The 17,953-nt window shown below is 70.9% G+C and carries 19 protein-coding genes; 5 read left to right on the top strand and 14 right to left on the bottom strand.

Annotation, left to right across the window (positions count from 1 at the left end; all coding sequences use genetic code 11):
* Window positions 1–3 precede the first annotated feature (3 nt).
* Genes ACCP09_RS05235 through ACCP09_RS05245 form a run of 3 tightly spaced genes read right to left on the bottom strand, consistent with a single transcriptional unit; the run spans window position 4 to window position 1,755 of the window.
* Entirely contained in the window at window positions 4–414 is a 411-nt protein-coding gene (locus ACCP09_RS05235; protein WP_231960670.1) for a lasso peptide biosynthesis B2 protein, read from the bottom strand.
* On the bottom strand, window positions 411–1,523 hold the full coding sequence (locus ACCP09_RS05240) for an asparagine synthase-related protein (protein ID WP_433743499.1): 1,113 nt from the start codon (window positions 1,521–1,523) through the stop codon (window positions 411–413). The genes ACCP09_RS05235 and ACCP09_RS05240 overlap by 4 nt, the downstream gene beginning before the upstream one ends.
* On the bottom strand, window positions 1,504–1,755 hold the full coding sequence (locus ACCP09_RS05245; protein WP_017986476.1) for a PqqD family protein: 252 nt from the start codon (window positions 1,753–1,755) through the stop codon (window positions 1,504–1,506). Before ACCP09_RS05245 ends, ACCP09_RS05240 begins: the two co-directional genes overlap by 20 nt.
* A 98-nt stretch (window positions 1,756–1,853) precedes the next feature.
* On the opposite strand from ACCP09_RS05245, the gene ACCP09_RS05250 reads away from it, so the two are divergent.
* Complete coding sequence (locus ACCP09_RS05250) at window positions 1,854–2,522, top strand: phosphatase PAP2 family protein (protein ID WP_433743500.1); 669 nt, start codon at window positions 1,854–1,856, stop codon at window positions 2,520–2,522.
* On the opposite strand, the gene ACCP09_RS05255 is transcribed toward ACCP09_RS05250, so the two are convergent.
* From ACCP09_RS05255 to ddaH, 11 genes are all read right to left on the bottom strand, one after another.
* Entirely contained in the window at window positions 2,494–3,807 is a 1,314-nt protein-coding gene (locus ACCP09_RS05255) for a glutamate-1-semialdehyde 2,1-aminomutase (protein WP_027932727.1), read from the bottom strand. The two genes, ACCP09_RS05250 and ACCP09_RS05255, sit on opposite strands and share 29 nt — an antisense overlap.
* Before the next feature lie 5 nt (window positions 3,808–3,812).
* Window positions 3,813–4,361, bottom strand: coding sequence for a dTDP-4-dehydrorhamnose 3,5-epimerase family protein (locus ACCP09_RS05260; RefSeq protein WP_433743502.1), 549 nt, complete (start codon window positions 4,359–4,361; stop codon window positions 3,813–3,815).
* Window positions 4,358–5,536 carry a polysaccharide pyruvyl transferase family protein gene (locus ACCP09_RS05265; RefSeq protein WP_378333850.1) on the bottom strand — a complete coding sequence of 393 codons (1,179 nt, stop codon included), beginning with the start codon at window positions 5,534–5,536 and terminating at the stop codon, window positions 4,358–4,360. The genes ACCP09_RS05260 and ACCP09_RS05265 overlap by 4 nt, the downstream gene beginning before the upstream one ends.
* Window positions 5,533–6,390 (bottom strand): glycosyltransferase family 2 protein, encoded by an 858-nt coding sequence (locus ACCP09_RS05270; RefSeq protein ID WP_123684079.1) that lies wholly within the window; start codon window positions 6,388–6,390, stop codon window positions 5,533–5,535. The genes ACCP09_RS05265 and ACCP09_RS05270 overlap by 4 nt, the downstream gene beginning before the upstream one ends.
* Complete coding sequence (locus ACCP09_RS05275) at window positions 6,387–7,673, bottom strand: hypothetical protein (RefSeq protein ID WP_433743505.1); 1,287 nt, start codon at window positions 7,671–7,673, stop codon at window positions 6,387–6,389. Before ACCP09_RS05275 ends, ACCP09_RS05270 begins: the two co-directional genes overlap by 4 nt.
* Window positions 7,674–7,677: 4 nt before the next feature.
* Window positions 7,678–8,931, bottom strand: coding sequence for a DUF4910 domain-containing protein (locus tag ACCP09_RS05280; RefSeq protein ID WP_433743507.1), 1,254 nt, complete (start codon window positions 8,929–8,931; stop codon window positions 7,678–7,680).
* Window positions 8,931–9,953, bottom strand: coding sequence for an NAD-dependent epimerase/dehydratase family protein (locus ACCP09_RS05285; RefSeq protein WP_433743509.1), 1,023 nt, complete (start codon window positions 9,951–9,953; stop codon window positions 8,931–8,933). Before ACCP09_RS05285 ends, ACCP09_RS05280 begins: the two co-directional genes overlap by 1 nt.
* 3 nt (window positions 9,954–9,956) lie before the next feature.
* Window positions 9,957–10,598: a PIG-L deacetylase family protein gene (locus ACCP09_RS05290; RefSeq protein ID WP_017986467.1), complete on the bottom strand. Its 642-nt coding sequence runs from the start codon at window positions 10,596–10,598 to the stop codon at window positions 9,957–9,959.
* Window positions 10,595–11,383: a sugar phosphate nucleotidyltransferase gene (locus tag ACCP09_RS05295; RefSeq protein WP_017986466.1), complete on the bottom strand. Its 789-nt coding sequence runs from the start codon at window positions 11,381–11,383 to the stop codon at window positions 10,595–10,597. Before ACCP09_RS05295 ends, ACCP09_RS05290 begins: the two co-directional genes overlap by 4 nt.
* Window positions 11,380–12,618 carry a class I SAM-dependent methyltransferase gene (locus ACCP09_RS05300; protein WP_123684082.1) on the bottom strand — a complete coding sequence of 413 codons (1,239 nt, stop codon included), beginning with the start codon at window positions 12,616–12,618 and terminating at the stop codon, window positions 11,380–11,382. Before ACCP09_RS05300 ends, ACCP09_RS05295 begins: the two co-directional genes overlap by 4 nt.
* Window positions 12,619–12,696: 78 nt before the next feature.
* Window positions 12,697–13,527, bottom strand: a complete 831-nt coding sequence (gene ddaH / locus ACCP09_RS05305) for a dimethylargininase (protein WP_433743512.1) — start codon at window positions 13,525–13,527, stop codon at window positions 12,697–12,699.
* A 73-nt stretch (window positions 13,528–13,600) separates the two neighbouring features.
* Between ddaH and ACCP09_RS05310 the strand changes: the two genes are divergently transcribed.
* The 4 genes from ACCP09_RS05310 to ACCP09_RS05325 all read left to right on the top strand — a co-directional run bounded on the left by ACCP09_RS05310 (window position 13,601) and on the right by ACCP09_RS05325 (window position 17,931).
* Window positions 13,601–14,047, top strand: coding sequence for an Lrp/AsnC family transcriptional regulator (locus tag ACCP09_RS05310; protein WP_020417436.1), 447 nt, complete (start codon window positions 13,601–13,603; stop codon window positions 14,045–14,047).
* Window positions 14,048–14,055: 8 nt separating this feature from the next.
* Window positions 14,056–14,820, top strand: a complete 765-nt coding sequence (locus ACCP09_RS05315) for an enoyl-CoA hydratase (RefSeq protein WP_433743517.1) — start codon at window positions 14,056–14,058, stop codon at window positions 14,818–14,820.
* 148 nt (window positions 14,821–14,968) lie between these two features.
* A complete protein-coding gene (locus ACCP09_RS05320) occupies window positions 14,969–16,870 on the top strand; it encodes a 2-oxoacid:acceptor oxidoreductase subunit alpha (protein WP_123684084.1) in 1,902 nt (633 codons plus the stop codon).
* Window positions 16,867–17,931 carry a 2-oxoacid:ferredoxin oxidoreductase subunit beta gene (locus tag ACCP09_RS05325; RefSeq protein ID WP_433743519.1) on the top strand — a complete coding sequence of 355 codons (1,065 nt, stop codon included), beginning with the start codon at window positions 16,867–16,869 and terminating at the stop codon, window positions 17,929–17,931. The genes ACCP09_RS05320 and ACCP09_RS05325 overlap by 4 nt, the downstream gene beginning before the upstream one ends.
* Window positions 17,932–17,953 lie beyond the last annotated feature (22 nt).

Genomic DNA, 17,953 nt, shown 5'->3' on the forward strand with positions numbered 1-17,953 from the left:
TGGTCACCCCGCCGATCCGAGTACCGCGTACCGCCCCGCCGTGGGGTCGAGCGCCCTGCCGTCGATCTCCAGCCAGGAGTGCGCGGAGAACCGGCCGTCGGCCTCGCGCCGCACGCCGATCCGCAGCACCGGTTCCAGTGTCCGCAACCGGTGGCCGATCAGCAGGCACTGCCGCAGGCAGGTGTCGCCGGCAGGCCACCGCGACACCACGAAGTACGAGGCCCGGATCGGCGCCCGCGACCACCGCGGCAGCACGGGCGACTCGTCGGCGGGCGGCGCGGCGCTGGTCAGGTCGCACCGCACTCCGAGCCGTCGGCAGGTTTCCCGCAGGTCGGCGCGCCGCAGGCTGAGCTCGATCCGCACCATCGCCGGGAGCGCGCGCAGCACCTCCCACGCCAGCCGCCGCCTCCTCATGTCGCCAGCCACGCCTGCTGCAGCAGCATCGCCGTGGCCGCGGGCGGCTCGTCGGCGAGCCACGCGGCGCGCAGCGCGTCCGGGTCGACCAGTGCGCCGTCGACGCCGCTGCCGCCCCAGTTTCGCGCGAACTCCCGCGACCGCGGGCCGAACCGGGACGCGTTGAACCGCGCCTTGTCCCGCCGCTGCAGAACCTCCTCCGGCAGCAGCCCGTCCGCCACCAGCCGGGTCCCCGCCGCGCGGGTCATCGGTCGCCCAGCCGCGTAGGACGCCACAAAGGACGGATCGGCGAACGGCTCGACCAGCTCGCAGTCGTACTCCGCCGCGGCGTCGGCCCGCGTCCGGAAACCCACCTCGTACGCGCGCGTCGCCAACGCCGTCCGCACGCTGGTCTCCCACCGCAGCGGGCGGTCCGCGGCCTCACGCCAGACCACGCGCCGCAGGTCCGGCCGCAGCCACGGCATCGGGACGGACCGGCGGGCCACCTCGCGGCGCGCGAACCCGGGCGCCGCGCACACCCCGAACCGCGCCCAGTCCGCCGCGGTCATCCCGCGGCCGCGACGGCGCGCCACCGCACGCAGCGTCCCGAGCCGGTGCCCGCCGAGCACCTCGTCCCCGGCGTTGCCGGTCACCAGGCTGCCGCCCGGCGCGTGCGACGCAAGCAGCATCGTGTTGCCCAGCGCGGCCGGGTAGACCGGGCCGCGCGCCCGCAGCACCGGCTGCACGAGCGGCCCGATCAGGTCCAGCTCCTCACCGATGTCGCGGCGCACCCAGCTGCCGACGCCGACGTGCCGGATCACCGACTCCTGCCAGGCCGACTCGTCGGCGGCCGGGTCGCCGGGGTAGCGGAAGGTGAGCGCGATCGGCGGCGCGACCCCCTCGCGCGCGGCGAGGTCCGCGGCGACCGCCAGCAGCACCGACGAATCCCGCCCACCGGAGAAGGCGATGACGCACGGCTCGCGCAGCAACGCGGGTCGCAGCGCGTTCCGCAGCGCGAGCACCGGATCCGCCGGCTCGCCGAGCGGGAACGGCGCGGCTCCCAGCGGGCGTCCGGCCGCGATGTCCAGTGTGGACAGCCGCGGCGGCGCCTCAGTGGAGGAGCTCGGCATCGCGGAGCCTGCCGAGGAACGCCTCGATGTCGCGGCGCGCGGTGTCCGCGTCGATCTCGTACTCGCTGGTGATCGCGCCGACCAGGTCGTCGAGCGAGCGGTCCTCGGCGAGCAGCTCGAACAGCCGCGTGCCGACACCGGTGATGGTGAAGTACTTCGAGGTCGACAGGCTGAGCACGATCGTCTCGTCACCGATGGTGCGAGCCGAGATGTCGGATGCCCGTACGCGCATGGCGGCCCTCCCGGAGCTGGCGGCTTCACCTGCCAGTCGCCGATGATCATTCCCCTGTTACGGCGAAACGAACCCCGCGGCGGGACCGACTCCCAACGGTGACCACCGCCGTGCTGCCCACGCGAACCGCCCTGCCCGACGCCCTGCGGCGCCCGCTGCTGGCGCTCGCGATCCCGGCCGCGGTGATCGTCGCGGTGCTGGCCGTCCGCGTCGCGGGCGCCGGCTCGGCGAGCGCTCTCGACCGCTGGATCCTGGACGCGTCAGGCGGCGCGATCCCGTACCCGTCGGCGCAGCGGGTGACCGCCAAGGGCCTGGACTTCGCGGGCGAACCGGCGGGCGCGGGCCTACTGGTGGCCGCGCTGGTCGTGCTGTGCCTGGTGCTCGGGCACCGGCGCACCGCGCTGCTCGCCGTGCTCGGGCCCGGTCTGTCGGTGGCCGTCACGACGCTGCTGAAACCCGTGGTGGGGCGGACGATCAACGGCCCGCACCTGTCGTTCCCCAGCGGGCACACCGCGATCGTGACGGCGATGGTCCTGGTGTTCGCGTTCGTCCTGGCCGACCGGCTGCGGCTGCGCCCACCTGCGGCCACGGCGGTCGTGCTCTACGCCGCGGTCACCGCGGGCGCCGCCGAGGCCTGGGCGCAGTTCGGCATGGTCGTGCACTACCCGACGGACACGCTCGGCGGCTTCTGCGTCGCGCTCGTCGTCGTGCCCGTGACGGCCTGGCTGCTCGACCGCGTCAAGCGTAGGGCCGGAACACCGGCTTGACCGACCGGCCGCCGATCCACGGCGTCGGGTCCTCGACGTCCAGCGCCTTCCGGTACACCGCGCAGGCCTGGGCGACCACGTCCACCGTCCGGTCGATGTCGGCCTCGGTCAGCGCGCTGCTCACCACGAACGACGGCCCGAGCACGCCGCCGGCGACCAGCTGGCGCAGGAACAGCGTCCGGTACGGCTGGGACGGCCGCAGCTGCTCGTCGAGCGTGCCGAACACCAGGTTGCTCGCCCGGCCGCGCACCACGACGTGCTCGCCGACGCCCATCGCCGCCGCCACGTCCCGGACGCCGGACGCCAGCCGCTCGCCGAGGGCGTGCAGCCGGGCCGAGATGCCCTCCTCGACGTAGGTGTCCATCACGGCCATCGCGGCGGCCAGCGAGTGCGTCTCCGCGCCGTGCGTGGTGGACAGCAGGAACACCCGCTCGCGGGAGTGCCGCAACCCGCCCAGCTCCATCAGCTCCCGCTTGCCCGCCAGCGCGGACACCGCGAACCCGTTGCCGAGGGCCTTGCCGAACGTCGACAGGTCCGGCGTCACCCCGTAGTAGCCCTGCGCGCCCGCCTCCGACCACCGGAAACCGGTGATCATCTCGTCGAAGACCAGCACCACGCCGTACCGGTCGGCCAGCGCGCGCATCCCCTCCAGGTACCCCGGCGGCGGCTCGACGCCGGTCGCGGCCTCCATGATCAGGCACGCGACGTCGTGGTTCCGCAGGATCTCCTCGGTCGCGGCCAGGTCGCCGTACGGGAAGCGCACGGTCAGTCCGGTGATCTGCGGCGGGATCCCGGCCGGCATGCCGGTGGTGCCGATGAACCAGTCGTCGGTGGAGAAGAACGGGTGGTCGGCGCAGATCGCGACCACCGGGCGCCCGGTCGCCGCACGCGCGAGCCGCACCGCGGCGGTGGTGACGTCCGAACCGTTCTTGGCGAACTTGACCATCTCCGCGGTCGGCACGGTCGCCAGGAACTTCTCCGCCGCGGCCAGCTCGACGATGGACGGCCGCACGAAGTTGCTGCCGCGGTCCAACTCGCGCCGCGCGGCCTCGACCACCCGCGGGTGCGCGTGCCCGAGGCTCACCGCGCGCAGGCCGGAGCCGTACTCGATGTAGGAGTTGCCGTCGATGTCCCACACGTGCGCGCCGCGGCCGTGTGAAATCACCGGCGCCAGCCCCTCGGGGTACTGGTCCTCCCCCTTGGCGTAGGTGTGCGCGCCGCCGGGGACGATCTGGTGCAGACGCTCGTTGACCTCGGTGGACCTGGGCAGGATCTGCGCGTCCATGACTGTCACCTCAGGGTTCTCAGGACTTCGGCGAGCGAGGGCGCGCTTCGGTCGCGGTCGGAGGTCAGGGTCACCGGCAGCGGCCACGGGATGGCCAGGTCGGGGTCGTCGAAGGCGATGGTGACGTCCTCGGACGGGTCGTGCGGCCGGTCGATGCGGTAGGAGACGTCGGCGGGCTCGGTGAGCGCCTGGAAGCCGTGCGCGCAGCCCGCCGGCACGTACACGGTGACCTGAGTGTCCCCAGAGAGCCGGAAGTACTCGGTGTTGCGGAAGGTCGGCGAGCCCGGCCGCAGGTCGACCACGACGTCGAACACCTCGCCGTAGGAGCAGCGGACCAGTTTGGACTCGCCGGCGCCGGAGCGCAGGTGCATGCCGCGGACCACGCCCTTGACCGACCGGGACAGGCTGTCCTGCGCGAAGCCGTCCGGGTCGATGCCGACGGACGCGACGACCTCGCGGTCGAACGTGCGCGAGAAGAACCCGCGCGCGTCCACGTGCGGTGTCGGTTCGAACAACCAGGCCCCGGCGATGCCGGGTACCGGAACGGCCTTCACGTCCGGCTCCCTTCGACGACGGATTCGGACATGATGGCGAACTGGCGCTCCAGCCGCTCGCTCATCACACGATTGCGTTCCTTGAGGACCGCGGTCAGCTCCTCGCGCCGGTCCTCCAGCTCGCGGAACTGCGCCACGAGCCGGTCGAAGTCGGGCTCCCGCGCGGACTGGCAGAACTCGCCGAGGCCCATCGCGGACATCAGCACGTCGTTCTTGCGCGCGTAGCCCAGCGAGATCGTCGGCTTCGCGGTCTTCAACGCGCACAACACGTTGTGGTAGCGGGTGGCGACGACGACGTCGACCTCGGCCATCCGGCGCATGAGGTCCTGCAGCGAGGTCAGCGGTTCGGCGGTGATGTCCGCGCCCGGCACCGTGGCGATGATCTCCGCGGGCACCTCGTCGTCGGCGACGTCGCCGGTGAACAGCCGGATCGGACGGCCCTCGTCGGCCAGCAGGCGCACGAACCGCTTCACCGTGGACAGGTACGCGCGGTTGATGTCGTCCGCGCGGGCCCGGTCGTCGTTGCCGCCGTGGAAGGCCATCACCCCGACCCCGACGGCCCCGGTGGAGGGCCGCGGCTCCGGATCGGCCAGCCCGAACGCGAGGTCGGGGAAGACGGCGTCCGCGCTCACATCGACACCCATGCGCGCCATGGCCTGGCGCGAGTGTTCGTCCCGGTAGGAGCGGTAGTGCGCCAGCCGCGCGGCGCGTGTGATGACCCACCGGGTGGCACGTTTGCGCACCACGTCGGCGCCGACGCTGACGAGCGCGACCCTGGTGCCAGTGAGCCGCGCGGTGGCGCCGAGCCAGAACAGCGAGTACGGCAGCGCCCACGGCCGCAGCGGCAGCGTCGCCTCCAGCACGCCCATCCCGGGCACGATCACCACGTCGTAGTTGCGCACCCAGGCCCAGGTCCGGAACGGGTCCAGCAGCTTGCCCAGCACCTTCAGCCCCGCGGCCCGCAGGCCCGTCGCGTCACCCGCGTGCGGCTCGTACCACTGCAGGTGCGTCGCCGGCGCGCCGTACCGCGCGGTGAGCTGCTCGGGGCCCATCGCCAGGAAACCCAGCTCCGCGTCGGGATATCGCTCTCGCACATAAGTCATTACGGCGTCGAGCGATCCGTCGTTGCCCAGGTTGCCCGAACCGAGGATGCCGAAGAACCCGATACGCGTCACGAAAGCAGACCCACCTTCCGCAGCGGCTTGCCACCGAGCCACTCGCCGAGCACGCCGTAGCAACGCAGCCGCTCGCTCGACGACAGCGGCGCGCGCCGGATCGCGGTGACGTACCCGGCCAGGTATTCGGCGAACAACCGCGCCTTCGACTGCCCCGTCCGGCGCGGGTCCAGGTTCGCGCAGACCTTCTGCACCGAGCCCAGGTTGTCGCCGCGGCCGGGGTGCTCGCGGCGGAAGAACATGACCTCCGGGACCTGCACGAACGTGCCGTATAGGGCGAGTTCGCCGACCAGCTTCCGGCCGGCGTTGTGGTAGCTGTCGTGCGGGGCGATCCGCCGCATCACCGAGGTGCGGATCACGCCGTAGAAGTCGTCGCCGCCCTCGGTGAACATCAGGCTGCGGAACCGGACCGCCGCGTCCGGCGAATCGGTGGCCAGGCCGTAGTCGTAGTTCTCGATGACCTCGCCCCGCTCGTCCACGATCGCCATGTACGAGTGCGCGAGCGCCGCTTCCGGGTGCCGGTCGAGCGCCTGGACGCACTTCGCCAGCAGCTCCGGCGCGAACAGGTCGTCGTGCGCCGCCCACTTGAAGAACTCGCCCCGCGCCGCCTGCACCACGAAGTTGTGGTTGGGCGCGGCGCCGATGTTGCGCGGCTGCCGCAGGTAGCGGATGCGCTCGTCCTTCGCGGCATACTTCTCGCAGATCTCCTGGGTGCCGTCGGTGGAGGCGTTGTCGGAGATGATCAGCTCGAAGTCGGCGAAGGTCTGGGCGAGCAGGTTGTCGATGGCTTCGGCGACGTAGTTCTCCCCGTTGTAGACGGGCAGGCCGATGCTCAGCCTCGGTGCGGTCGTCATGGGGTCCTCGCTTCCTCGGGAACGTGCTCGCGGATTGCGACGTGCAACTGGCTCCACCACACGAACGCACCGGCGAAGGTGGCGCACGCGACGCCCCAGCCGGACCCGACGGCGCCGCCGATCGCCGCACCGGACAGGCCGCCGATCACGTAGAGCGCGGACGCGACGAGCTGGCACCGCATGCTGCGCTTGGCCGCGCCGAGCGCCCGCAGGCCGGTCGCGGCGCCGGTGATGAAGCTCGCGTTAACGACGGACAGGGTGGCCGGGATGATCATCGCCTCGGCGGTGTGCCAGACGTCGCCGAGCACGAGTTCACCGAGACGGTCGTTCAGCACGAGCAGCAGCGCGCCGCCCCACAGCAGCGCGGCGAGCGCCTGGCCCCCGCCCAGGACCAGGCAGAACGTCCTCAGCCGCCGCACGTTGCGGCGCACCACCCTGGCCGCCTCGGGCACCGCGACGAACGCCAGGCCCATCAGCACCGCGAGGAACGGGCCGAGCAGCAGCTCGCCACCGCGCACCGTGCCGACCGCCGCCACCCCGGCGATCGCACCGAGGCCGTACATCCGGATCTGCGAGCCACCGCTGTTGCTGACGTTCTCCACCAGGTAGCGCGGGCCCAGGTCACGCTGGTCGTGCAGCCACGACCGCACCCCGTCGAGGCTCGGCCGCAGACCCGTCTGCAGGTAGCCGTACCCGGCGGCGACCGCGGCCGCGCCACCCCAGGCCAGCAGGAACGCGACGACGCTGCCGTGCAGGTCGGCCAGCACCATCGCGGGGATCATCGCGACGCCCCACAGCGTGTCGTTGACGAACGCCTTCTGCCCCTCGCCGGAGGCAAAGAACGCGAACCGCCAGCTGTCCTGCAGCAGCAGCGCGGGCAGGATGACACCCAGCGCGACGAACGCGGGCCCGAGGCTCCCACCCACCACGATCCCGAACACCACGCTCAGCAGGCCCGCCAGCGCGCCCACGGCCAGCGCGGTCGCCGACGACCGGGCCACCGCCGCCCGCCACACCCCGGTGCCGACGCCGCTGAAGCGCACCATCAGCGGATCGGTCGCCAGGCCACGGGAGATGTTGATCAGAACGCCGTAGGTGACCCAGGCGAGGCTGAAGATGCCGAACGCCGTGACGCCCAGCTCGCGCGCGACGTAGATACCGACCGCGAAGTTCGTCAGGCTCGACACGGCCTGGTCGCCGAGGCCCCACGACAGCCGCCCGGCCATCGCGCGCAGCCCGGAAGGCTTCGCGCCCGATTTGCGGTGGCGGCCGGTGGTCGTCATGCGATCACCCCGCCACCAAACCGGCGTCACGGAGGGCGTCGGCCGCCGCGGCGACCGCGTCGAACTCCAGGCCGGACCGGCGGGTGATGTCGAGCAGGTCGTGGTCGCCGTCGGAGAGGTTCAGGACCCACAGCATCGCCATCTGGGCCTGCTTGGCGTCACTGCGGCCGCCGAGCGAGTCGTAGAGCCCGCGTTTGCCCAGCTGCGGCTCGCCGTACGGGCTCAGGTTCGTGTAGCGGCGGTTGCGGTCCAGCACGGCGAACGCCTCGCGCAGCACGGCGAGCGTGTCCTCCATCGCCGCGGGTGACACGAAGTCCGGGTTGTCCGCCGAGGTGTGGTACTCCGGGTAGCCGGCGTACGGGGTCCGGGTGAGCGAGCCGACGCCGAGGTTGAACCCGGGCGAGCAGAACTGCCGCTCGTCGTAGCCGTACGGCGAGAAGTCCAAGATCCGGTGTGGACGGTCGCGCAGCACGTGCGCCAGCACGCGGTCGATCTCCGCGTCGCCCCGGCGACTGCGCTTGTACGTCAGGTCGCCCCGGTCGCCCGCGCAGGCGAGCACGACCCCGTGCTTGACCCGGTCGACGTCGTTGCGCGCCAGCCAGGTGATCGCGCCGATCGTGCCCGGCATGAACAGGAACCGGTAGGTGTACCAGGGGTTCACCAGCGACTTGGCGACCGCGATCGCGACCGCGACGCCGGCCAGGTTGTCGTTGGCCAGCGACGGGTGACAGATGTGGCAGGACACGATCACCTCGTCGGCGACCTGCCCCGGCACCACGTGCTCGCCATAGCTGAGGTGCCCGTCGGCCAGCGTGGAGTCGATCCGGACCTCGTAGTCGCCCTCCGGGAGCGCGTCCAGCGTCTCCTGCGCGAGACAGAAACCCCAGGCCGGCGAGTAGTAGCTGGTGCGGTACGGGACCCAGGACGGGCGATCCGGCAGCGTGTGCAGGTGCGGCCGCAGCTCCGCCAGGCTCATCGTCGCCGAGACCGGCACGCTGTAGCCGACGACGTGCAGGTTCGACTCGGCGAAGTCGACCACGCGCTTGCCGTCGGCGTCGGCGATCCAGGCGTCCCGGATGTTCCACTCCTGCGGCACGGTCCAGTCGAAGACCTGCGTGCCGGTGGGCACCTCGTGCCGGTCCAGCGGGATGTGCTCGCCGATGATGTCCAGCGTGGCGCGGACGCCGTCGCCCGTGATGCTGCGGCAGAGCGGGTACAACCGCTCCACCAGCGCGTGCATCCAGGCCCCGTCACGCATCACACGAACCGCAGGGTGTCGTCGACCGCGCCGTCCTCGCGGTGCTGCTTGAGCCGGGCGAGCCGGATGAAGCTCTGCTCGAACGAGCGGTGGGTGAGCCCGTGCCGCTGGTAGGCCTCGACCAGCTCGACCGCGCCGTCCTTGACCGACCACTCGCAGGTGAAGCCGGGGACCGCCGCACGGAAGCGGGAGAAGTCGACCCGGTAGGAGCGCGGGTCGGCGCCGGCTTCGCCGGTGATCCGCAGCCGCGAGCCGGGCACGGCCTCGACGACCTGCTCGGCGATCTCCGCGACGGTCACGTTGTTCCGCTCGGTGCCGATGTTGAAGGCTTTGTCGTGCACGGCTTCCCGGGGCGCGACGAGCGCGGCGGTGAAGGCCCGCGCGATGTCCTTCGCGTGCACCAGGGGCCGCCACGGCGTGCCGTCGGAGAGGACCAGCACCTCGCCGGACAGGCACGCGTGCCCGACCAGGTTGTTCAGCACGATGTCCGCGCGCAGCCGCGGGGAGAAGCCGAACGCGGTGGCGTTGCGCAGGTAGACCGGGGAGAAGTCGTCGTCGGCCAGCTCGTGCAGGTCGTCCTCGACCAGCACCTTCGACTCCGCGTACGGCGTCACTGGCCGCAACGGGGCGTCCTCGTTGACCAGGTCCGCGCCGCCGGAGGCGCCGTACACCGAACAGGTCGACGCGTACAGGAAGCGGGACACCCCGGCGTCCTTCGCGAGCCGCGCCAGCCGGACGGCCGCCTTGTGGTTGATCTCGTAGGTCAGCTCGGGGGCGAGCGCGCCCAGCGGGTCGTTGGACAGCGCCGCCAGGTGGATCACGGCGTCCACACCGGACACCTGCGCGGGTGTGACGTCCCGCAGGTCCACCCGGTGCCCCGGCGGGTCCTGCGGCTTCGGGCCGAGCACGCACTCGTCGAAAAGACCGGAGTCGAGCCCGGTCACCTCGTGACCCGCGGCGGTGAGCACCGGCGCCATCACCGTGCCCAGATACCCCTTGTGCCCGGTCAGCAGCACACGCATGACTCAACCCTCCACCCGGAGACACAGCTTCCTGACGTGGAAGGCCTCCGCGTACCGCGCCTGGCATTCGATCCCCCGAATGCGGGCCAGCCCGAGGAACGCCTCCCGGTCGTACCAAGGACGATGTCGCTGCGAGGCGTAGTGCTGTTGCAGCAATTCCACTTTTTTCTCGGCGAGTTCGTCACGCAGCGGGACGTAGGCCGACGGCGTGGTCAGGTCGCCGTCCCACTTGACGATCTCGTAGCCGAGGGTGAGGTGACCGCGGAACGCGGTGGTCACGAGCTCGGCCAGGCCGCGGTGGTCCTGGTGCGCGTCGTCGGTTCGCGGCGCGAGGATCAGGTCCGGATCGGTGCGCGCCCGCAGCTCCTCCAGCGCGTTCTTGGCCTCGTCCCAGTGCGCGGGCAGCCGCCCGTCCGGCATCTTCAGCACGGTCACGTCGAGGTCCGCGCCGGGGCAGAACGCCGCGAGCGCGGCCCGTTCCTCGTCCTCGCGCTCGGTGCCGCCGCCGGAGAGCACCAGCGCGTCCACCCGCAAGCCGGGGCGGCTCAGCGTGAGCAGCGTGCCGCCCGCGCCGATCGCGATGTCGTCGCAGTGGGCGCCGAGCACCACGATCCGCTCGAGCCGTTCCGGAACCAGTCCGATCACGCCGGCACTCGGTCCTTCTCCCACAGCGCCCACGGGCGCACCCCGCGCGTGTAGGCCTCGTCCAGCGCGTAGCGCTCCTTCACGGTGTCCGTCGGCTTCCAGAAGCCGCGGTACGGATAGGCCAGCAGGCGGCCGCGCTTGGCCAGTTCGGCGCACCCGTCGGCGACCAGGTCGCCGTTCTCCGGGATGTGGTCGAACACCTCCTGGCGCAGCACGAAGTACCCGCCGTTCTCCCACAGCGGCATCTCGCTCACCGCGGTGATCGAACCGACCAGGCCGCCCTCGTCCATCTCCACGCAGTGGAACGACGACTGCGGCGGCACGACCATCATCGACGCGCCGGCCTCGGACTTCGCGAACCGCTCGATCATCGACGGCAGCGGCGCGTCGGTGAGCACGTCGGCGTAGTTGGCGAGGAACATCTCGTCACCGTCGAGGTGCTCGCGCACGCGGCGCAGCCGTTCCCCGATCGGCGACTCGATCCCGGTCTGCACGAACGAGATCGTCCAGTCGGCAATGTCGGTGGACAGCAGTTCCGCCTTACCGCCGCGCAGCACGAAGTCGTTGGACGTGGTCTCCTCGTAGTTGAGGAAGAAGTCCTTGATGTGGTGGGCGCCGTAGCCGAGGCACAGGATGAACTCGGTGTGCCCGAAGTGCGCGTAGTAGCGCATGACGTGCCAGATCAGGGGCCGGGGACCGACCATGGCCATGGGCTTGGGCACGTCGGAAGCGGTGCCGTTGCGCATCCGCATCCCGTACCCGCCGCAGAACAGGACGACCTTCACGTTGGGTTCACCTCGACGATTTCCAGGCGGGGGATGGGGAAGACGAGCTTGCCGCCCCACTCCCCGACGTAGGACAGCTGCTGGGTCAGTTCGTCCCGCAGGTTCCACGGCAGGACCAGTACGTAGTCGGGCCGGTCCGCGGCGATGCGCTCCGGCGGCAGGATCGGGATTCGCGTGCCCGGCGTGAACCGGCCGTGCTTGTACGGGTTGCGGTCGACCGTGTAGGCGAGCAGGTCCGGCCGGATGCCGCAGTGGTTGAGCAGCGTGTTGCCCTTGCCCGGCGCGCCGTAGCCGACCACGGTCAGGCCGTCGTCGGCGGCGTCGACGAGGAAGCGCAGCAGGTCGCGGCGCACCTTGGCGACCCGGGCGGCGAACTCGGTGTAGCCGGAGAGCTCGTGCAGACCGGCGGCCTTCTCCCTGGCCAGCACGTCGACCATGCGCTGGCTCGGCTCACCCGCGGCCTCCGACGGCCGGGCCCACAGCCGGATCGAGCCGCCGTGCGTCGGCAGCAGCTCGACGTCCACAAGGGACAGTCCGCCGGAGGCGAGCGCCCGCTGCGCCGAAGCCACCGTGTAGTACTGGAAGTGCTCGTGGTAGATCGTGTCGTACTGGGTCTTCTCGATGAGCGTCAGCAGGTGCTGCACCTCGATCGACACCCAGCCGTCGTCGGCGACCAGCGCCCGCAGGCCCTTGGTGAAGCCGATGACGTCCGGGATGTGCGCGTAGACGTTGTTCGCCACCACCAGGTTCGCCGGCCCGTGCTCGGCCCGCACCGCCGCGCCGGTCTCCGGTCCGAGGAACGCGGTCAGCGTCGGCACGCCCGCGTCCCTGGCGGCCTGGCCGACGTTCACCGACGGCTCCACCCCGAGGCAGCGGATGCCCTGTGCCACAACGTGTTTGAGCAGATACCCGTCGTTGCTGGCGACCTCGACGACGAACGAGCCGCCGTCCAGGCCCAGCCGGTCCACCGCGCCCGCGACGAACCGGCCCGCGTGGTCCACCCAGGATTCCGAATACGACGAGAAATACGCGTATTCGGTGAATGTTTCCTCCGGTGTGATCAACGGCGGGATCTGCGCGAGCCAGCAATCCGTGCACACCCGCAGGTGCAACGGAAAGGTATTTTCCGACTCGTCGAGTTGCGCTTCGGTCAGGAACAGCTCGCACGGCGGAGTCGCACCGAGATCGACGACACTCGCCAGCCGGGTCGAGCCACAGAGTCGGCAGGTGGTCATGCCCCCTGATTCGGGAGACGAGAAGGACCTGTTACAAACACCGCGGCCGGTTCGTCCCACCGTCTTCGAAATGAGACCCTACTTGCGGATCTCCAGCGTGCAGCACTTCGGGCCGCCGCCCGCCTTGCGCAATTCGGAGATGTCGACGAGCACCGGTTCGTAGCCGCGCACCACGAGCCGCTCGGCGAGGTCCGTCGCCTCCAGCGGCAGCACGACGTTGCGCCCGTCGGAGACGCCGTTGAGGCCGAAACACTCCGCGTCCGCCGCGGTGGCGAGCACGGCGTCCGGAAACAGGCGCGCCAGGACGCGGCGCGAGCCTGCCGAGAACGCCTCCGGGTAGTAGGCGATGTGCGCCGGCATGGTGTCGGTCGCCTCGCTGAGCACGAACAACGCGGTGTCGAGGTGGTAGTAGCGCGGGTCGGTCAGCCGCAGCGACAGCACCGGCACGCCGAGCACCTCCTGCGCTTCGGCGTGCGCGGCGGGATCGGTGCGGAACCCGGTGCCGGCGAGCAGCATCCGCCCGGTCCACGCGAAGTCGCCCTCGGCCTCGTTGACGTAGGACGGCATGACGACGTCGCGGTAACCGTGCTCGGTGAACCAGCGGCGGAAGTGCTCGGCCTCGGCGGCGCGCTGCGGGGCGCGGAAGCGGGCGCCGAGCACCCGGCCGTCGATCACGGTCCCGGAGTTGGCGGCGAAGACCATGTCCGGCAGCCCCGGCTGCGGCTCGATCTCCTCCACCGTGTGCCCCAGACGGCGATACGTGTCCCGCAGCTCGCGCCACTGCGTCATCGCCCGCTCGGCGCTGACCGGTTGCGTCGGGTCCATCCAGGGGTTGATCGCGTAGTCGACGGCGAAGAACCGGGGCGGGCACATGAGGTACCGCCGGGTGGTCGGAACCCGAGTCGTCATGACCTCACGGTATGTCTCGATTCAGGGACAATCAATCGCTGTTTCTTGCTCATCCACCTGCTAAACATTGCGTGTGAACTCGCTCGACCAGCAGATCGTTTCGTGCCTCGTGACGAACGCACGCGCCAGCTACGCCGAGATCGGGAAGGTCGTCGGGCTGTCCGCGCCCGCGGTCAAACGCCGGGTCGACCGGTTGCTGGAAACCGGGGTGTTGCGCGGCTTCACCGCGGTGGTCGACCCGGAGGCGCTGGGCCGGGGCACCGAGGCGTTCGTCGAGGTGCACTGCCGCGGCAACATCTCCCCGGCCCGCATCCGCGCGCGGCTGGAACCGCTGCCCGAGGTCGTCGCCGCGTACACGGTCACCGGCGCGGCGGACGCCATCGTGCACCTGCGCGCCGCCGACATCCACCAGCTCGAAACGGCGCTGGAGCGGCTGCGCGGGCTGGAGATCGTCGACCGCACGGTGTCCACGGTCGTGCTGTCCCGGCTCCTTGAGCGCCCGCCCAACCCCGCGACATGATGGCGGGCATGACCGAACGCATCGTGACCGAGCGGCGCGGCAGGGTCGCGGTGATCACCGTCGACGCCCCGCAGCGGCGGAACTCGCTGACCCTGGCGCTTTCCACCGACCTCGCCGCGGCCGTGGCCGAGGCCGAGCAGGACCAGGGCGTGCACGCGCTGGTCGTCACCGGCACTCCGCCGGCGTTCTGCGCCGGAGCCGACCTGACGACGCTGGGCAGCGCGCAGGAGGAGGGTCTGCGCGCGGTGTACGAGGGCTTCCTCTCGGTAGCGCGGTCGCCGCTGCCGACGATCGCGGCGGTCGGCGGCGCGGCCGTCGGTGCCGGGCTGAACCTCGCGCTGGCGGCGGACGCCCGCCTCGCCGGCCCGCGCGCGAAGTTCATCCCGCGGTTCCTCGAACTCGGCCTGCACCCCGGCGGCGGTTTCACCTGGATGTTGCAGCGCGCGGTGGGTATCCAGCGGGCACGGGCGATGACCTTGTTCGGCCAGTCCCTCGACGCCGCGGCGGCGGAGGCGGCCGGGCTGGTGTTGCGCACCGTGGACGGCGACCACGACGACCTGCTGGAGGCGGCACTGGAACTGGCGGAACCGGCGGCGAACGCACCGCGCGAGATCGTGCTGGCGACCAAGCTCTCGATGCGGCAAACCTCGACCATGGCCGAGCATTCCCGAGCAGTGGACACCGAGATCGAACCGCAGCTGAAGTCGCTGAATTCCCCCGACTTCGCAGAACGGCTCGCGTCGATGCAGGCCACGATCACCACGCGGAAGTAGACGCTACCGTAAGTTACAGGTAACCGGTATCACACCGCCGATTCTCGTCACAGAACAACAAGTAAGGTGGAGGTATCGGCGGAAGTGTGCCCACCGGCCACGTGTCGACGAGGACGCAGCCTGTCGGGAGAGAGGGATTCTCTGACCCATGAGCACGAGCACGAACGGCAACGGTGTGCTGTCGGCGAGCCGGCCCACTGAAGTCGCCAAGCTGGACCGCGTGGTCATCCGGTTCGCGGGTGACTCCGGCGACGGTATGCAGCTCACCGGCGACCGCTTCACCTCGGAGGCCGCGGCCTTCGGCAACGACCTGGCCACCCTGCCGAACTTCCCCGCCGAGATCCGGGCGCCACAGGGCACGATCCCGGGCGTCTCGTCGTTCCAGGTGCACTTCGCCGACTACGACATCCTGACCCCCGGCGACCGCCCCGACGTCCTCGTCGTGATGAACCCCGCCGCGCTCAAGGCGAACCTGCGTGACGTTCCCAACGGCGGCACGATCATTGTCAACACCGACGAGTTCACCAAGCGCAACCTGACCAAGGTCGGCTACGACGCGGATCCGCTGGAGGACGACACGCTGTCGGCGTTCCAGGTGCACCGGGTCGCCATGTCGACCCTGACCCAGGGCGCGCTGGAGGGCACCGGCCTCGGCAAGAAGGACGCCGAGCGGTGCAAGAACATGTTCGCGCTCGGGCTGCTGTCGTGGATGTACCACCGGCCGACCGAGGGCACCGAGGCGTTCCTGCGGGAGAAGTTCGCCAAGAAGCCGGACATCGCCGAGGCCAACATCCTGGCCTTCCGCGCGGGCTGGAACTACGGCGAGACCACCGAGTCGTTCGCCACCACCTACGAGGTGGCGCCGGCGAAGCTGGACAAGGGCACCTACCGGCAGATCACCGGCAACACGGCGCTGGCCTACGGCATCGTGGCCGCCGGGCAGCGCGCCGGGCTGCCGGTCCTGCTGGGCACGTACCCGATCACGCCGGCCTCGGACATCCTGCACGAGCTGTCCCGGCACAAGAACTTCGGCGTGATCACCTTCCAGGCCGAGGACGAGATCGCCGGCATCGGCGCCGCGCTGGGCGCCTCCTACGGCGGTGCGCTCGGCGTGACCTCGACGTCCGGGCCCGGTGTGGCGCTGAAGTCGGAGACCATCGGCCTCGGCGTGATGCTGGAGCTGCCGCTGGTCGTCATCGACGTGCAGCGCGGCGGCCCCTCGACGGGTCTGCCGACCAAGACCGAGCAGGCGGACCTGCTGCAGGCGATGTTCGGCCGCAACAGCGAGTCGCCGCTGCCGGTCATCGCGCCGCAGTCCCCCGGCGACTGCTTCGCGGCGGCCATCGAGGCGGTGCGGATCGCGTTGAAGTACCGGACGCCGGTGATGATCCTGTCCGACGGCGCGAACGCCAACGGCTCGGAGCCGTGGCTGATCCCGAACGTCGAGGACCTGCCTGATCTGTCGGTGGAGTTCGCGTCGGAGCCGAACGCGGCCGACGGGTCCGGCGAGTTCTGGCCGTACGTGCGCGACCCGGAGACGCTGGCCCGCGCGTGGGCCGTGCCCGGCACGCCCGGTCTGGAGCACCGCATCGGTGGTCTGGAGAAGCAGGACGGCAAGGGCAACATCTCCTACGACCCGGACAACCACGATCACATGGTCCGGCTGCGGCAGGCCAAGATCGACGGCGTGGACGTGCCGGACCTGGAGGTCGACGACCCGTCCGGCGAGGCGCGGGTGCTGGCGCTGGGCTGGGGGTCGACGTTCGGCCCGATCGGCGCCGCGGCCCGCCGCGTGCGCAAGCAGGGCATGCCGATCGCGCAGGCGCACCTGCGGCACCTCAACCCGTTCCCGAAGAACCTGGGCGAGGTACTGGCCCGCTACGACAAGGTCGTGGTGCCCGAGATGAACCTCGGTCAGCTCGCCCTGCTGCTGCGCGCCAAGTACCTCGTGGACGTGCACTCCTACACGAAGGTCGCCGGCCTGCCGTTCAAGGCCGAGGAACTCCAGCACGTCTTCACCGACATCATCGAAGGAGCGCTGACCCGATGACCGCCACCGACTTGGGCCTGCCCACCCTGGGCGGTCTGGACCTGGTGCCGACCACGGACGAGACCCAGAAGGCGAAGGACTTCAAGTCCGACCAGGAAGTGCGCTGGTGCCCGGGCTGCGGGGACTACGTCGTGCTCAACACGGTGCAGTCGTTCCTGCCCACGCTCGGGTTGAAGCGCGAGAACATCGTGTTCGTCTCCGGCATCGGCTGCTCGTCGCGGTTCCCGTACTACCTCAACACCTACGGGATGCACTCGATCCACGGCCGCGCGCCCGCGATCGCGACCGGTCTGGCGACCACGCGGCCGGACCTGTCGGTGTGGGTGGTCACCGGTGACGGCGACGCGCTGTCCATCGGCGGCAACCACCTGATCCACGCGCTGCGCCGCAACGTCAACATCAAGATCCTGCTGTTCAACAACCGGATCTACGGCCTGACGAAGGGCCAGTACTCGCCGACGTCCGACCCGGGCACGATCACCAAGTCCACCCCGATGGGCTCGGTGGACACGCCGTTCAACCCGATCTCGCTGGCCCTGGGCGCGGAGGCCACGTTCGTCGGCCGGGCGCTGGATTCCGACAAGAAGGGCCTGACCGAGGTGCTCACCGCGGCGGCCCAGCACCGCGGCTCGGCGCTGGTGGAGATCTACCAGAACTGCCCGATCTTCAACGACGGCGCGTTCGACGTCCTCAAGGACAAGGACGAAGCCGCGCACCGGATCATCCCGCTGCGCGCGGGCGAGCCGATCCGCTTCGGCCCGGAAGGCGAGTACGGCGTGGTGCCGAACCGCTGGGGCGGCTTCGAGATCGCCAAGGTGGCGGAGGTCGGCAAATCCGAGCTGATCGTCCACGACCCGGCGATCACCGACACCGCGTACGCCTTCGGGTTGTCCCGCATCGGCGACCAGCACCTCAACCACACGCCGACGGGCATCTTCCGCCAGGTCTCCCGCCCCACCTACGACGACCAGGCCCGCGCCCAGGTCGAGCAGGCCCGCTCCGCCAAGCCGGCCGACCTGCAGGCACTGCTGACGGGCAAGGACACCTGGACGGTCGACTGATCGCACGACGAAGCCCCGCACG

The sequence above is a fragment of the Amycolatopsis sp. 3B14 genome, assembly GCF_050958625.1.
GTDB lineage: Bacteria > Actinomycetota > Actinomycetes > Mycobacteriales > Pseudonocardiaceae > Amycolatopsis_E > Amycolatopsis_E thermoflava.

Bases quoted from the DNA above. Each gene is read 5' to 3' on its own strand.
- ACCP09_RS05235 (WP_231960670.1), bottom strand. From the start codon at position 414: ATGAGGAGGCGGCGGCTGGCGTGGGAGGTGCTGCGCGCGCTCCCGGCG.
- ACCP09_RS05240 (WP_433743499.1), bottom strand. From the start codon at position 1,523: ATGCCGAGCTCCTCCACTGAGGCGCCGCCGCGGCTGTCCACACTGGAC.
- ACCP09_RS05245 (WP_017986476.1), bottom strand. From the start codon at position 1,755: ATGCGCGTACGGGCATCCGACATCTCGGCTCGCACCATCGGTGACGAG.
- ACCP09_RS05255 (WP_027932727.1), bottom strand. From the start codon at position 3,807: ATGGACGCGCAGATCCTGCCCAGGTCCACCGAGGTCAACGAGCGTCTG.
- ACCP09_RS05270 (WP_123684079.1), bottom strand. From the start codon at position 6,390: ATGACGACCGCACCGAGGCTGAGCATCGGCCTGCCCGTCTACAACGGG.
- ACCP09_RS05275 (WP_433743505.1), bottom strand. From the start codon at position 7,673: ATGACGACCACCGGCCGCCACCGCAAATCGGGCGCGAAGCCTTCCGGG.
- ACCP09_RS05280 (WP_433743507.1), bottom strand. From the start codon at position 8,931: ATGCGTGACGGGGCCTGGATGCACGCGCTGGTGGAGCGGTTGTACCCG.
- ACCP09_RS05285 (WP_433743509.1), bottom strand. From the start codon at position 9,953: ATGCGTGTGCTGCTGACCGGGCACAAGGGGTATCTGGGCACGGTGATG.
- ACCP09_RS05300 (WP_123684082.1), bottom strand. From the start codon at position 12,618: ATGACCACCTGCCGACTCTGTGGCTCGACCCGGCTGGCGAGTGTCGTC.
- ddaH (WP_433743512.1), bottom strand. From the start codon at position 13,527: ATGACGACTCGGGTTCCGACCACCCGGCGGTACCTCATGTGCCCGCCC.
- ACCP09_RS05315 (WP_433743517.1), top strand. From the start codon at position 14,056: ATGACCGAACGCATCGTGACCGAGCGGCGCGGCAGGGTCGCGGTGATC.
- ACCP09_RS05320 (WP_123684084.1), top strand. From the start codon at position 14,969: ATGAGCACGAGCACGAACGGCAACGGTGTGCTGTCGGCGAGCCGGCCC.
- ACCP09_RS05325 (WP_433743519.1), top strand. From the start codon at position 16,867: ATGACCGCCACCGACTTGGGCCTGCCCACCCTGGGCGGTCTGGACCTG.